At 54.0% G+C, this 13,973-nt stretch carries 12 protein-coding genes; 1 reads left to right on the plus strand and 11 read right to left on the minus strand.

Translation table 11 applies throughout. The features are described from left to right. Window positions 1-54: 54 nt before the first annotated feature. The 6 genes from KNO58_RS09380 to hrcA all read right to left on the minus strand — a co-directional run bounded on the left by KNO58_RS09380 (window position 55) and on the right by hrcA (window position 6,449). Window positions 55-801 carry a 16S rRNA (uracil(1498)-N(3))-methyltransferase gene (locus KNO58_RS09380; protein WP_214753334.1) on the minus strand — a complete coding sequence of 249 codons (747 nt, stop codon included), beginning with the start codon at window positions 799-801 and terminating at the stop codon, window positions 55-57. Between the two features lie 3 nt (window positions 802-804). After that, the gene (gene prmA, locus KNO58_RS09385; RefSeq protein ID WP_214753336.1) at window positions 805-1,743 is read right to left on the minus strand and encodes a 50S ribosomal protein L11 methyltransferase; all 939 of its coding nucleotides are present in this window, start codon (window positions 1,741-1,743) and stop codon (window positions 805-807) included. Between the two features lie 18 nt (window positions 1,744-1,761). After that, complete coding sequence (dnaJ, locus tag KNO58_RS09390) at window positions 1,762-2,874, minus strand: molecular chaperone DnaJ (RefSeq protein ID WP_214753338.1); 1,113 nt, start codon at window positions 2,872-2,874, stop codon at window positions 1,762-1,764. A gap of 109 nt (window positions 2,875-2,983) precedes the next feature. Then, on the minus strand, window positions 2,984-4,807 hold the full coding sequence (dnaK, locus tag KNO58_RS09395; RefSeq protein WP_214753340.1) for a molecular chaperone DnaK: 1,824 nt from the start codon (window positions 4,805-4,807) through the stop codon (window positions 2,984-2,986). Between the two features lie 29 nt (window positions 4,808-4,836). Next, the gene (gene grpE, locus KNO58_RS09400) at window positions 4,837-5,409 is read right to left on the minus strand and encodes a nucleotide exchange factor GrpE (protein ID WP_214753342.1); all 573 of its coding nucleotides are present in this window, start codon (window positions 5,407-5,409) and stop codon (window positions 4,837-4,839) included. 17 nt (window positions 5,410-5,426) lie between these two features. Further along, window positions 5,427-6,449, minus strand: a complete 1,023-nt coding sequence (gene hrcA / locus KNO58_RS09405; protein WP_214753345.1) for a heat-inducible transcriptional repressor HrcA — start codon at window positions 6,447-6,449, stop codon at window positions 5,427-5,429. Window positions 6,450-6,640: 191 nt separating this feature from the next. Between hrcA and KNO58_RS09410 the strand changes: the two genes are divergently transcribed. After that, window positions 6,641-7,246 (plus strand): DUF1054 domain-containing protein, encoded by a 606-nt coding sequence (locus KNO58_RS09410; protein WP_214753347.1) that lies wholly within the window; start codon window positions 6,641-6,643, stop codon window positions 7,244-7,246. 44 nt (window positions 7,247-7,290) lie between these two features. Here KNO58_RS09410 and hemW read toward each other — a convergent pair whose 3' ends face one another. The 5 genes from hemW to lepA all read right to left on the minus strand — a co-directional run bounded on the left by hemW (window position 7,291) and on the right by lepA (window position 13,868). Further along, window positions 7,291-8,457 (minus strand): radical SAM family heme chaperone HemW, encoded by a 1,167-nt coding sequence (gene hemW, locus KNO58_RS09415; protein WP_214753349.1) that lies wholly within the window; start codon window positions 8,455-8,457, stop codon window positions 7,291-7,293. Window positions 8,458-8,522: 65 nt separating this feature from the next. Beyond that, window positions 8,523-9,707, minus strand: coding sequence for a DUF1015 domain-containing protein (locus tag KNO58_RS09420; RefSeq protein WP_214753351.1), 1,185 nt, complete (start codon window positions 9,705-9,707; stop codon window positions 8,523-8,525). A 12-nt stretch (window positions 9,708-9,719) separates the two neighbouring features. Continuing rightward, a complete protein-coding gene (locus KNO58_RS09425) occupies window positions 9,720-10,883 on the minus strand; it encodes a phosphoglycerate dehydrogenase (RefSeq protein WP_214753353.1) in 1,164 nt (387 codons plus the stop codon). Further along, complete coding sequence (gene serC / locus KNO58_RS09430; protein WP_214753355.1) at window positions 10,861-11,937, minus strand: 3-phosphoserine/phosphohydroxythreonine transaminase; 1,077 nt, start codon at window positions 11,935-11,937, stop codon at window positions 10,861-10,863. The genes KNO58_RS09425 and serC overlap by 23 nt, the downstream gene beginning before the upstream one ends. A gap of 107 nt (window positions 11,938-12,044) precedes the next feature. Continuing rightward, window positions 12,045-13,868: a translation elongation factor 4 gene (gene lepA, locus KNO58_RS09435; protein WP_214753357.1), complete on the minus strand. Its 1,824-nt coding sequence runs from the start codon at window positions 13,866-13,868 to the stop codon at window positions 12,045-12,047. Between the last annotated feature and the right edge of the window lie 105 nt (window positions 13,869-13,973).

Below are 13,973 nucleotides of genomic sequence, written 5' to 3' on the forward strand. Positions count from 1 at the left end.
GTCATTTGCGCTTAAACTAACGGCTCTCGCCAACAGCGAGAGCCGTTTAATCCATTAATTCAATTCAAGTGCATATGAGAGCGCAGCAAGCGCATAGAGCGGTGCCGTCTCAGAGCGCAAAATACGCGGACCGAAGGCACATCGAATCGCTCCCATCTCGACCCAAGCCGCCACTTCCGCTTCGTCAAAGCCACCTTCTGGGCCAACCACGAAAAGAATTTTAGCTGGCGTTTGAAGAGTCTGAAGAACTTTAACAAGTGCTGCTTTCTCCCCTTGTTTCGCATCTTCTTCATACGCGATAACGACAGCATCAAACGTATTCATTCGTTCCGTCAATTCCCGAGGAGTGACGTACTGGCACGAAGGGACGACAGCCCGGTACGATTGTTCGGCCGCCTCCTGCATAATTTTTTGGAGCCGTTCGACTTTTTTCGGTGCCTTTTTGGCGTCCCACTTGGCGACCGAGCGCTTCGACTCGAATACCCAAAAGTGATGCATGCCGAGCTCGGTCCCTTTTTGGGCGACGAGTTCGACTTTATCACCTTTCGGGAGCGCATAGGCGAGCGTCACGTCGACGGGAAGTTCGGTCGTCGCTTGACGACGTTCGAGGACACGGGCCGTTCCCGTCTTCTTCTCGAGTGTCACGACCTCGGCCTCATATTCAAGACCGGTACCATCTAAGAGCACCATGCGATAACCGGGCGTCTCCCGGAGCACGGTTCCGATATGATGGACGACGTCGGCCGGTAACGTGGCCGTGTCATTGACAAATGATTCGCGCGGTAAGAAATAACGTTGCATGGCTTAGTCCTTCTTCGCGATGATGGCGACCCAGTCTTCCATGACCCGTGTCTCTTCAATCACGAATCCAGACGCCTTGAGCGCTTCCGTCACTTCGGCCCGCTTCTGTCCGATGATGCCCGACGTGATGAAATAACCGCCTGGCTTGACGCGTGCATATGCGTCATCGATGAATAGCATGATGACATCGGCCAAAATATTGGCGACGACGAGGTCGTACTCGCCCGTCATCCCTTTCAACAAGTCACCCGTCTTCACGTCAATGACGTGGCCGACACCATTCGTCTCGACGTTTTGACGTGCCGACTCGACGGCGACCGTATCCAAATCGAGCGCCTCGACCCGTTCGGCCCCGAGCTTCGCAGCGGCGATGGCGAGGACGCCCGACCCCGTGCCGACGTCAATCAATCGGTCACCCGGTCGGATATAGTTCTCGATTGCTTGAATGCAGAGCATCGTCGTCGGATGCGTCCCCGTCCCGAACGCCATGCCCGGATCGAGCAAGATGACGTTCTCTTCCGGTTGCGGCTCGTAATCTTCCCAAAGCGGGACGATTGTCAGATGTTGCGAGATTTTAACGGGCTTGTAGTACTGCTTCCACGAATGGGCCCAGTCCTCTTCATCCATCTCGACGACCGTCACGTCACCGGTGCCGATATCGAGCACATGGCGCAAACCGTCCACTTCTTTTTTGAACGCGGCGAGCGTGTCTTGGAAATCACCTGAGGCCGGGACGTATGCTTTCACATACACACCCGACGTCGGATACGATTCGCGACCCGACACGTCCCAAATCTCGCCGAAATGGTCTTCGGCCATCATTTGGTCGTAATCTTCAACGTCCTCGATGACGACCCCTTGTGCCCCCACTTCATGTAGTAAATTCGATACGGCTTCGACTGCCTGCTGTGTCGTGTGGACACAAATTTCAGACCATTTCATTGTTTGAACACGCTCCTTTTACTGGCTAAAAAACTTCTTCATCTTTTGAAACAGGCCATGTTGTTCTTCGACGCCTGCTTCTCCGCTAATCTCTTCGAATTCACGGAGCAATTCTTTTTGACGGTCGGTCATATTCGTCGGCGTCATGATGACGATATTGACGTACTGGTCGCCGTTGCCGCCGCCGCGGACGCTCGGCATCCCTTTGCCGCGCAATCGGAATCGCGAACCGGTCTGCGTGCCGGCAGGAACTTTCAAACTCACTTTACCGTGGACGGTCGGAACTTCGAGTTCCGCACCGAGTGCGGCCTGAGCGAACGTGACCGGCATCTCCATCGTGATATGTTGGTCGACCCGTTCAAAGATTTCATGCGCCCGGACCCGGACGACGATATACAGGTCACCGGCTGGGCCGCCGTTAAAGCCTGGACCACCTTTGCCTGATAGACGGATCTGTTGACCGTTGTCAATCCCGGCTGGAATCTTGACTTCGACTTGCTTCTGTTTCTTCACATGGCCAGAGCCGTGACACGTCTCACATTTTTCTTTAATCGTCTTCCCGCTACCGTGACATTGGCTACACGTCCGCTGATTGACCATCCGGCCGAGGATCGTGTTCTGTTCGACCGTCTCGACACCGCTGCCGCCACAACGGCTACACGTATCCGGTTTCGTTCCCGGTTTGGCGCCGCTGCCCATGCACGTGTCACATTCGACTTCGATTTCAAGGTCGATGATTTCCGTCTTGCCGGTCACACTTTCCATGAAATCGAGATCGACGACGTATTGATAGTCCTCGCCGCGTCGCGGGGCGTTCGGATCTTGACGACGTCCACCGCCGCCACCACCGAAGAACATATCAAAGATGTCACCGAAGCCACCTTGGAAGTCGCCACCGCCGCCGAATTGACTGGCCCCTTCAAAACCGAAACGGTCGTATTGGGCCCGTTTCTGCTCGTCTGACAACACTTCGTACGCTTCACCGAGTTCTTTGAACTTGTCGGCCGCATCCGGCTCTTGGTTGATGTCAGGGTGATATTGGCGTGCCAGCTTGCGATAGGCACGCTTGATGTCTTGCGCCGAGGCCGATTTATCTAGGCCAAGCACTTCATAATAATCTCGTTTCGCCACGTTACTCTCTCCTCTACACTGTCTAAACTAAAATTCTACCGAATCTACCTTAACATGGAAAGAGCCAAAGCAGAAACCTGCTTTGGCGCTCTCCTCTCTATCGGTTGCCTTATTTGCGATCGTCGAGATCTTCAAACTCAGCGTCGACGACGTTGTCGTCTTTCGCTTCCGTCTGCGTCTCGGCACCTTCAGCACCTTGCTGTTCAGCCATGTTCGCATATACTTTTTGCGTCAACTCTTGCACGACGTTCGACAATTCGTCTTTCGCCGTACGGATGGCTTCGAGGTCTGTGCCTTCGAGTGCCGTTTTCGCTTTTTCTTTCGCAGCTTCAGCGCGCTCTTTGTCGGTAGCGTCGACTTTGTCGCCGAGGTCTTTGATCGCCTTGTCCGTTGCGAAGACGAGTTGGTCCGTCTCGTTGCGAAGTTCAGCCTCTTCTTTACGCTGTTTGTCAGCTTCCGCGTTCGCTTCCGCTTCTTTCACCATGCGCTCGATTTCAGCCTCGTCGATACCTGAAGACGATTGAATCGTAATCGACTGCTCTTTGTTCGTACCGAGGTCTTTCGCCGATACGTGAACGATTCCGTTCGCATCGATGTCGAATTTGACTTCGATTTGTGGCACACCACGTGGTGCCGGCGGAATGTCCGTCAATTGGAAGCGGCCGAGTGTCTTGTTGTCTGGTGCCATCGGACGTTCCCCTTGGAGGACGTGGATGTCTACCGCTGGCTGGCTGTCAGCCGCTGTCGAGAAGACTTGTGATTTCGAAGTCGGGATCGTCGTGTTGCGGTCGATCAACTTCGTCATCACGCCACCCATCGTCTCGATACCGAGCGAGAGTGGGGTCACGTCAAGAAGAACAACGTCTTTGACGTCACCGGCAAGGACACCACCTTGGATGGCAGCACCGAGGGCGACGACTTCATCCGGGTTCACGCCTTTGAACGGTTCTTTCTTCGTGAAGTCTTGAATCGCTTTTTGAACCGCTGGGATTCGTGTCGAACCACCGACGAGGATGATTTTGTCGAGGTCAGACGGTGTGAGACCCGAGTCTTTCAATGCGCGGCGTGTCGGCTCCATCGTGCGCTCGACGAGATCGGCTGTCAACTCTTCGAATTTCGCACGTGTGAGTGTCGTTTCAAGGTGAAGCGGACCAGCTGCTCCGGCCGTGATGAACGGAAGGCTGATGTGCGCGCTCGTCACACCTGAAAGGTCTTTTTTCGCTTTCTCGGCTGCATCTTTCAAACGTTGAAGCGCCATCTTGTCTTGAGCGAGGTCGATGCCGTTCTCTTTTTTGAATTCAGCTACGAGATAGTCGATGACTTTTTGGTCAAAGTCGTCTCCACCGAGACGGTTGTCGCCTGCTGTTGCGACAACTTCGAATACGCCGTCGCCAAGTTCGAGAATCGAGACGTCGAACGTACCGCCACCGAGGTCATAAATCAAAATCGTGTGGTCTTCACCTTTATCGAGACCGTAAGCGAGTGCAGCTGCCGTCGGCTCGTTGATGATCCGTTTGACGTCGAGACCAGCGATTTTCCCTGCATCTTTCGTCGCTTGACGCTCCGCATCGTTGAAGTAGGCAGGAACTGTGATGACCGCTTCTGTCACCGATTCACCGAGGTAGTCTTCAGCATCTTTTTTCAATTTCTGCAAAATGATTGCCGAGATTTCTTGCGGCGTGAACTTCTTGCCGTCCACTTCGACCGTATGCGACGTTCCCATGTGACGCTTAATCGATTGAATCGTGTTCGGGTTCGTGATGGCCTGACGTTTCGCCACTTCTCCGACTTGACGCTCTTCGCCTTTGAATGCGACGACAGATGGCGTCGTACGGTTCCCTTCCGCGTTCGAGATGACGACTGCTTCGCCACCTTCCATGACTGCCACACATGAGTTCGTTGTACCTAAGTCGATTCCGATAATTTTACCCATTGTCTATTCCTCCATCTAATTAAGTAATGTTATTCTGAGACTTTTACCATGCTCGGACGAATGACGCGTCCGTGCATCGTGTACCCTTTTTGAAGCTCCATCGTCACGATGCCCGATTCGAACTCATCGCTCGGCTCTTGCATGACCGCTTGATGATAGTTCGGGTCGAACGGTTGACCGACCGCTTCAATCACTTCGACGTTCTCACCGTTCAAAACATCGAGTAATTGGCGGTGAATCATGTCGACGCCCGCTTGAATCTGCTTGGCGTCGTCCGAAGTCGCCTCGACTTGGAGCGCGCGCTCGAAGTTATCGATGAGCGGAATCAACTTTTCGACGACCGTCTGTGACGCGAACTTCACGCGTTTCACGTTCTCTTCGTTCGTCCGGCGACGGAAGTTATCAAAGTCCGCACGGATGCGGAGCTCGCTCGCTTTGAGTGCGTCGATCTCTTTTTGTAAATCTGTCCCTTCAGAAGTTTCTTCCACAAACTCAACATTTGAAACCTCTTCTGCTTCGACAGCCTCTGTCTGGTTCGGATCAAAATCTTTTTCTTCGAGCACTTCTTCTGGTTCTGGCCCGTTTTGCTTGTCAGTTGTCATAATGAGGCTCCTTTCCATCACTCTTCTAATTTCGTTCGCCGTAACGCTTCAATGATTTGTCCCATCATTTGGACACCGTGTCGATAGTCCATCCGGGTCGGTCCGATCATGGCGATTGTCCCGAACGTCTTCCCGTCGAGCGTATAGTCCGACGTGATGACGCTACAATTTTGAAGCGCGACGATGCCATTCTCGCTACCAATGCTCACATAAATTTCGCGGTTTGGCAACGATTCGAGCCAGTCGGTCAACCGTTCCTGTTCATCGATCCATTCGAGGAACGGACGCAACGTGTCGAGCGTCTGAAACTCGGGTTGGTTGAAGATGTTCTTCTTCCCCCCTAAATAAAGCGAAGCAGGATGTTGGACTTCGATGGTCGATTGAATGAGTTGCATCATGAACTCAAATTGTTCCTGGTGCGCGAGTCGAAGTTTGGCCACTTCTTCCCCGATTCGGAACTTCAGCTGACCGAGTGGAGTCCCTTTGAGACGATCGTTCAAGAAACGAATCGTCTGTTCGACCAAGTCAGGCGCCATCGGAGAGTCGAACACGACCGTCCGATGTTCGACATGGCCTTGATCGGTCACAATCAAGACGACGCCGCGCCGTTCGTCGAGCGGCATCAAATCGATTCGGGCCAGACGATTCATCTGGCTGTTCGGACCGAGTGCCACCGTCGTATAGTTGGTCAAATCAGAGAGCAGGTCAGCGGCTTGACGGATGAGCACTTCCGACTCTTGGGCCGAAGCGCGCAGTCGTTCACCGAGACGATACGTCTCGCGCTCGTCGATGATTTTCGTCTCGACGAGATGGTCGACATAATACCGATAGCCGATTTCGGACGGGATGCGTCCGGCCGACGTATGCGGCTTTTCAATCAAACCCATGTCTTCTAAATCGGCCATATCGTTGCGGATCGTCGCCGAACTGAATGATAAGTCATCCCGCTTCGATAACGTCCGCGACCCGACCGGTTGGGCCGTCTGAATATAATCATCGATGATTGCTCGTAAAATGAGCAATTGTCTCTCTGTCAGCACAACATCACTCCTCTCTGAAGGATTGGCCTCGCTTTATTAGCACTCATATTTACTGAGTGCTAATCACACTTCAAATATTATCATGTTCTCCTCATTTGTCAATTCATTCGGCTCATTTTTTCCAGTCCGTTCAAGCGTTCGGATATGCATGTTTCGTCAACATTCGGTATGATACGAAATGAGGTGATTAGATGTTTACAACACAACAATTCGACGTATTCACGCAAGACGGACTCGACGCCCGGATGGCCGGGATCCGCTCCGAGATTCAACCGCTGTTCCACCGGATTTATGACGAGGTCGGTCCTCAGCTCGAAGCCGACGTCGGCATCCCGCTCTATCTGCACGTCGCCAAGCATGCCCGCCGGACGGTCAATCCGCCGAAGGACACATGGATGGCGATTTGCCATGACAAACGCGGCTATAAGAAACATCCCCATTTTCAGGTTGGGTTATTCGACGACCGCGTCTTTGTCTGGCTCGCCTTCATCTATGAGATGCCGAACAAGGAAGCAATCGGCCGCCGACTCATGGCACTCGACTTCAAATCGGATTTCCCTGACTTCCATATCGCCGGGGACCATATGAAGAAAGACGCGTTTTTAATCGAGGATGTGTCATCCGAATCGATTGAGACGATGACGGAACGCTTCGCGACCGTGAAGAAAGCTGACTTCTTAATCGGCCGCCAACTTCCGGCCGATGCGTCGATTCTTCAAAATGAAGCCGCCTTCCTGGCGCTCGTCGAGGATACGTTCAGCCGGCTCATGCCGATTTATCGTGACCTCGTGTTATAACCGAAACAAAGGGCGAACCCGCATTGGGTTCGCCCTTTTATCGTTCAGTTAGACACTTGCGCTTGCGAGTCGTTCCATTTCGCTTCACCGATGAAGGCCGCGAACGCCTCATTGGCGAGCGGGAGCCCCGACTCGGTCAAGCGGACGTGTGTCTCCGTCGTCTCAATCAACCGTTTCGCCTCGAGCTCCGACAAGACGTGCCCGAACACCGAACGCATCGACACACCATACTTCGACTCGAACGTCGCAAACGACACGCCTTGGCGCATCCGGAGTCCGAGGAACAGCTCTTCTTCCATCTTCTCGACCGTCTCGAGCGTCGTCGTATTGCGGACCGGTAACCCCTCCGCTTTGATATAGTGCGGAATCGGGGCGATGTTCGCCCGACGTTCCCCGTTCAAATAACTGTGCGCGCCGGCGCCGAAGCCGTAATACTCTTCGTTGCGCCAGTACACTTGGTTATGACGGCTCTCCCGTCCTTCAAGGCTATAGTTTGAAATCTCATATTGTTTCAATCCACGCCGTTCGAGCGTCTCCATCACTTTTAAATACATTGCGACTTCGATATCTTCGCCCGGAAGGCGCAGCTTCCCTTTTCGCTCTTGAATCGCGAACACGGTGTGCGGTTCGAGAATCAACGAATAGGAGGACACGTGTTGAATCGGGAGCTGGAACGCCAAGTCGAGGTCGCGCTCAATCTGCTCGAGCGTCTGTTCCGGCAACCCGAACATCAAGTCGATTGAGATGTTATCGAATCGCTTCGCCGCTTCCGTCACGGTCGCGAACACGTCATCGGCCCGGTGTGTCCGGCCGATGCGCTCGAGTCCGCCGTCGTCGAACGTCTGGACGCCGAAACTGACGCGGTTGACCCCGCCTTGTTTCATCGTGTCGAGCTTTTCCGCACTGACGAAGTTCGGGTTCGCCTCGACCGAGTATTCTAAATTCGGGGACGCGAGCGGGAGCAGATGACGCGCGACCATGTCCATCAGTCGTTTCATCTGCGCCTCATTGAGCGCCGTCGGTGTCCCACCGCCGATAAAGATTGTCTCGATCGTATCGGTCGGATATTGTTCGAGCGAGAGTTTGATTTCTCGTTCAAGTGCATCTAGATAGTCATCAACCGGTTGGTTCTTCAAGAACACCTTGTTGAAATCGCAGTAATAACAAATATGTTCACAAAATGGAATGTGAAGATATACGGCTTTAGCCATGGCGGCCACCCCTTTCTTCTCTTCCATTTATAACGCTTTTCACGTCGTGACGCCACTCTGCACGTTCAATCGAACCGATGAATGAACAGACCGCTCTTCAATTTCGGTTCGAACCACGTCGATTTCGGCGGCATTTGACCGCTCTCATCGGCGACGCGCATCAGCTCTTCCATCGCCGTGGCGTGGCACGTCAACACGACGACGTCATCACGTTCAGCCAAGTCGGCAAGACGTGTCGGCGCGTCCTTGCCACCGATGAAATCGATTCGATGATCAGTGCGAACGTCCGTGACGTGAAAATATGGTTCGAGCACATCCCGTTGCAACGTCGCGACATCGAGTACCGTCGTCGTCTGTCGTTTTTTGAGCACGTGATGTTCACCGCGATACGACAAGCCGAACGTGCCTCGTTCATTCGGCACTTGCAACTCAGCCACTGGTTCGATGTCATATGAGAAAGCGAGACCATCGAGTAGCGCCATCACTTCTTCCGGGGCCACTTGATTCAAAATCCGGTGATACGGCAAAATCGTCAGCTCATCGCTCGGGAACAAGACACCGAGGAAGTGGTCCCGCTCTTGTTTCGATTCCCCTTCATGAATCGGGCTACGCGCGACGACGGCTGCGGCCTTGGCCCGATGATGCCCGTCGGCGATGTAGATGGCCGGGATGCTGGCCCCTAGCATGATGACGCGTGCTTGATGCTTGGACGGCACGGCATAACCTTCATGGACGACACCTTGACTGTCTGTGAAGGCGAACAACGCCTCTCCTGTCGTCGCGTCGTCCAAGATGCGACGCAATCCCTCGTCCGGCGCGTGGCTCATCAAAATCGGGCCGGTGTGCGCTTTCGTCGCTGCTACGTGCTCGACGCGTTCGCGTTCTTTCACGGCACGGGTGTGCTCATGAATCTTGATGCGACCGGCCTCATAATCGGTCACCGAGAATGTGGCGACGAGCCCTGTCTGGACACGCCCTTGATCGGTGAGCCGATACACGTAAAACCCGTGGGTCCGTTCGGTCAACTCGCTCTCGTAAAGCCGTTCGAGCTCATGTCGGGCCCGTTGTCCCCACGCCTCGAGCGGCATGTCCGCCGCGAACACTTCTGGTTTATCGACCGCAAGGAACGAGTCGGGACGCAGTTCGACGTCCTCACGTGCTTGTTCGATGCTGACGATATCGTACGGGTCGGCGGCGACGTTCTCGGGATGGGTGGGCATGTATGGGGCAAACGGTTTGAATACGACCATGATCATTCCTCCTTAAAATTCGCGGACGCGCATGACGCCCTCGATGTCGTACAGGGCGTGCACAGATAGCGTCTCATGTTTATGGTTGTCGATGTCAATCAACGTATAGGCCACGTCGTTGCGGCTCCGGTTGACCATGTTGTCGATATTGATTCCGTTCTCGGCGAGCCGGCTCGCGATTTGACCGACCATGTTCGGTACGTTCAAATGGAGCACGGCCAAACGCCGCTTGCCGACGTAAGGGAGTTCCGTGTTCGGGAAATTGGCCGAGTTTCGGATACTACCGGTCTCGAGATACAGTTTGAGCGTATCGACGGCTTGAATCGCACAGTTCACCTCAGACTCGTGAGTCGAGGCGCCGAGGTGCGGGAACGCGACGACTTGCGGATGTCCGAGTAGCGTTTGTTTCGGGAAGTCGGTGATGTAGGTCGCCACGTTATCATCGAGCGCTTCTAACAAATCGGCGTCATTCACGAGTTCACCCCGAGCGAAATTCAAAACGGTGGCGCCCGGTTTCATCTGCTTGAACCACGTCGCATCAATCATGTGGCGCGTGTCATCCGTGAGCGGCATATGAATCGTCAGGATGTCGACGTCGGCGAGCAACTCACTCAACTGCTTCGCCCGTTTCACTTGTTGGGAGATATTCCAGGCCCCATCGACCGATAAGTGCGGGTCGTACCCGATGACGTCGATGCCGAGATGAAGCAAATCGTTCGCGAGCGATGCCCCGATCGCACCGAGACCGACAATGCCGACTCGCTTGCCTCGCAATTCGGACCCGACGAAGCGCCGTTTCTGTTGCTCCATCGCTTCTTCGAGCGACGTCTGATCGGCAAACGTGTGGTCGTTGACCCAGTTCACCCCTTCTAAAATCGGACGGACCGATAATAGCATGCTGGCGAGCACGAGTTCTTTGACCGCGTTCGCATTCGCACCCGGCGTATGGAACACGACGACCCCTTGACGGGCGAGCCGGTCGAGCGGAATATTGTTCACACCGGCACCGGCCCGGGCGATGGCGAGCAAGTAAGGCGGGATATCCGCCTGATGGACGTCATGGCTCCGAATGACCCAGGCGTCGGCTTGTTCGGCGTCATTAACGGCATACTCGCTCGGCTCGAAACGCCGTAACCCGTCTTCTGCGATTTGATTATACGTTTTTATATGAAACATCTTTTCCCTCCTGTTCAAACTCATGCATCACATCGATGAGACGCTTCACGCCTTTGAGCGGCATCGCGTTGTATAGACTGGCTCGCAGGCCGCCGACAGAACGATGACCCCCGAGCTCGATTAACCCGCGTGTCTCGGCGAATCGTTGAAACGCCCGGTCCGTCTCGGCATCCCCTGTCGTGAACGGAATGTTCGTCAGCGACCGTTGCTTGCCCGAGACGACAGCATGAAACAAAGGCGATGCATCCAAGGCGTCATACAACAGCCCACTCTTCTCGACGTTGCGCCGTTCCATCGCCTCGACCCCGCCTTCTCCCTCGACCCAGGCGAGCACGCGCTCGGCGACGTACAGACTGAACGTCGATGGGGTGTTGAGCAGCGTATCGACATGTTTGCTGTAAGCAAGGTATGACGGCAAATCACGGTCGACAATCAACGCGCGACGGATGATGATGAGCGTCAATCCCGCCGGTCCAATATTTTTTTGGGCACCGGCGTATAACAGGCCATAGCGTTTGACGTCAATCGCTTCCGCCAAGATGTTCGACGAGACGTCGGCGACGAGCGGGACGTCCGTGTCTGGGAGCTCCGTATAACGCGTCCCTTCAATCGTGTTGTTCAACGTCACATGGAGATAATCGGCGTCCGTAATCGTCTCCGGCCATGCAGGAAGCTCACGATACTTGACCGCTGCCGAACTGCCGGCGACGACGACCTCACCGAAGTGTTTCGCGTCAGCGATCGCCTTCTTCGACCAAATCCCGCTGTCGAGATAGGCGAAGCGGCCGGTCTCGCGCAGATTCATCGGCACCATCGAGAATTGCAACGTGGCCCCGCCTTGAAGAAACAGGACGGCATAGTCATCAGGAATATCCATCAATCGACGTAATCGCGCCTCGAGCTGCTCGACGATTGTGGCGAACGTGTCGGAACGATGACTCATCTCGACAATGGACATCCCTTGTTTATAGGAAAGAAACTCGGCTTGCACTTCACGTAAGACCGGTTCCGGCAAGACGCCCGGCCCGGCTGAAAAATTATAGACCACCGCCACTCCTCCTCTTCCTCTATATATCTGTAAGTACGTACTATTCCGTGCCCGACCTACCGAATCCTGCCAAATGACAAAAATCGCCCTTATCCGGAGATAAGGGCGAACGATTATTCTTCGTCCATCGACAAGACGGACATGAACGCTTCTTGCGGCACTTCGACGGAACCAACCATCTTCATGCGCTTTTTACCTTCTTTTTGCTTCTCGAGCAATTTACGTTTCCGCGAGATGTCACCGCCGTAACATTTGGCGAGGACGTTCTTACGGAGTGCCTTAATTGTCGACCGGGCCACAATCTTCGTTCCGACCGCTGCTTGAATCGGCACTTCGAACTGCATCCGCGGGATGAGTGCTTTCAGCTTCTCGACGATGACTTTCCCACGTTCGTAGGCGAAATCACGGTGTACGATGAAGCTCAAGGCATCGACGAGCTCGTTGTTGAGGAGGATATCCATCTTGACGAGTCGCGACGGACGATAACCGATCAAGTCGTAATCGAGTGACGCATACCCTTTCGTGCTCGACTTCAACTGATCGAAGAAGTCGTAGACGATCTCACTGAGCGGGATGTCGTACGTGATTTTGACGCGGGTCGTGTCGATATATTGCATATCGATGAAGCTGCCGCGTTTCTTCTGACAGAGCTCCATGATGGCACCGACATAATCGTTCGGTGTCATGATGGCCGCTTTGACGTATGGCTCTTCAATCGATTCAACTTTTTGCTGTTCTGGCATCTTCGACGGGTTATCGACGTGGACAACCTCGCCAGCCGTCGTCGTGACGTGATAGATGACCGACGGAGCCGTCGTAATCAAATCGATGCCGAATTCGCGTTCGATTCGCTCTTGAATGATCTCCATATGGAGCATGCCGAGGAATCCGCTGCGGAATCCGAAGCCGAGCGCCTGTGACGTCTCCGGCTCGAACTCGAGCGCCGCATCCGACAACTGAAGCCGTTCAAGCGCTTCACGCAAATCGTTGTACTTCGCCGCGTCAATCGGATAGAGGCCGCAGTACACCATCGGGTTCATCTTCCGATAACCCGGAAGCTGTTCCGTCGACGGGTTTTTGGCGAGGGTGATCGTGTCACCGACACGAACGTCGCCGACGGTTTTAATCGATGCCGAAAGCGTCCCAACGTCCCCGACATTCAATTCTTTCACCGATAACGGTTTTGGTGTCGAGACGCCAAGGTCCGTGACTTCGAACGATTTACCCGTCGACATCATTTGTACCTTGTCTCCGACTTTGACCGACCCGTTGACGATTCGAATCGAAGCGACGACGCCGCGATAGGCGTCATAATACGAGTCGAAAATCAACGCCTGAAGCGGCGCTGACGGATCTCCCGTCGGTGCCGGGACGAGCTCGACGATCTGTTCGAGAATCTCTTCAATCCCGATGCCCGCTTTGGCCGAAGCCGGTACGGCATCACTCGCATCCAAACCGATAACGTCCTCAATCTCTTGACGGACGCGTTCGACGTCCGCAGACGGCAAATCGATTTTGTTGATGACCGGGATGATTTCCAAATCGTTATCGAGTGCGAGATAAACGTTCGCGAGCGTCTGGGCTTCAATCCCTTGTGCCGCATCGACAACGAGGACAGCCCCTTCACATGCTGCGAGTGAACGTGACACTTCATACGTGAAGTCGACGTGTCCCGGTGTATCGATCAAGTGAAGGATGTACTCTTCTCCGTCTTTTGCGGTATAGTTCAATTTAACGGCGTTCAACTTGATGGTAATCCCACGTTCCCGTTCGAGATCCATCGCATCAAGCGTCTGTTCTTTCATTTCACGCGCCGTGAGCGCACCTGTTCTCTCGAGAATCCGGTCAGCGAGCGTCGACTTCCCATGATCGATGTGGGCGATGATGGAAAAGTTCCGAATCTTCTTCTGACGATTCTCTAATTCTTGTTTGTTCATATATGGGTTCACCTATCCTTCTCATGCATACCGTGTCATTATATCAAAATCCTAAGTTAATGTGTACGACCTACTTCAACAATACCACATATAGTTTTCAGAATA

The organism is Exiguobacterium sp. J17977, assembly GCF_018616375.1.
GTDB lineage: Bacteria > Bacillota > Bacilli > Exiguobacteriales > Exiguobacteriaceae > Exiguobacterium > Exiguobacterium mexicanum.

Coding starts and splice junctions, on each gene's coding strand:
- KNO58_RS09380 (WP_214753334.1), bottom strand. CDS start 801: ATGCAACGTTATTTCTTACCGCGCGAATCATTTGTCAATGACACGGCC.
- prmA (WP_214753336.1), bottom strand. CDS start 1,743: ATGAAATGGTCTGAAATTTGTGTCCACACGACACAGCAGGCAGTCGAA.
- dnaK (WP_214753340.1), bottom strand. CDS start 4,807: ATGGGTAAAATTATCGGAATCGACTTAGGTACAACGAACTCATGTGTG.
- grpE (WP_214753342.1), bottom strand. CDS start 5,409: ATGACAACTGACAAGCAAAACGGGCCAGAACCAGAAGAAGTGCTCGAA.
- KNO58_RS09410 (WP_214753347.1), top strand. CDS start 6,641: ATGTTTACAACACAACAATTCGACGTATTCACGCAAGACGGACTCGAC.
- hemW (WP_214753349.1), bottom strand. CDS start 8,457: ATGGCTAAAGCCGTATATCTTCACATTCCATTTTGTGAACATATTTGT.
- KNO58_RS09420 (WP_214753351.1), bottom strand. CDS start 9,707: ATGGTCGTATTCAAACCGTTTGCCCCATACATGCCCACCCATCCCGAG.
- KNO58_RS09425 (WP_214753353.1), bottom strand. CDS start 10,883: ATGTTTCATATAAAAACGTATAATCAAATCGCAGAAGACGGGTTACGG.
- lepA (WP_214753357.1), bottom strand. CDS start 13,868: ATGAACAAACAAGAATTAGAGAATCGTCAGAAGAAGATTCGGAACTTT.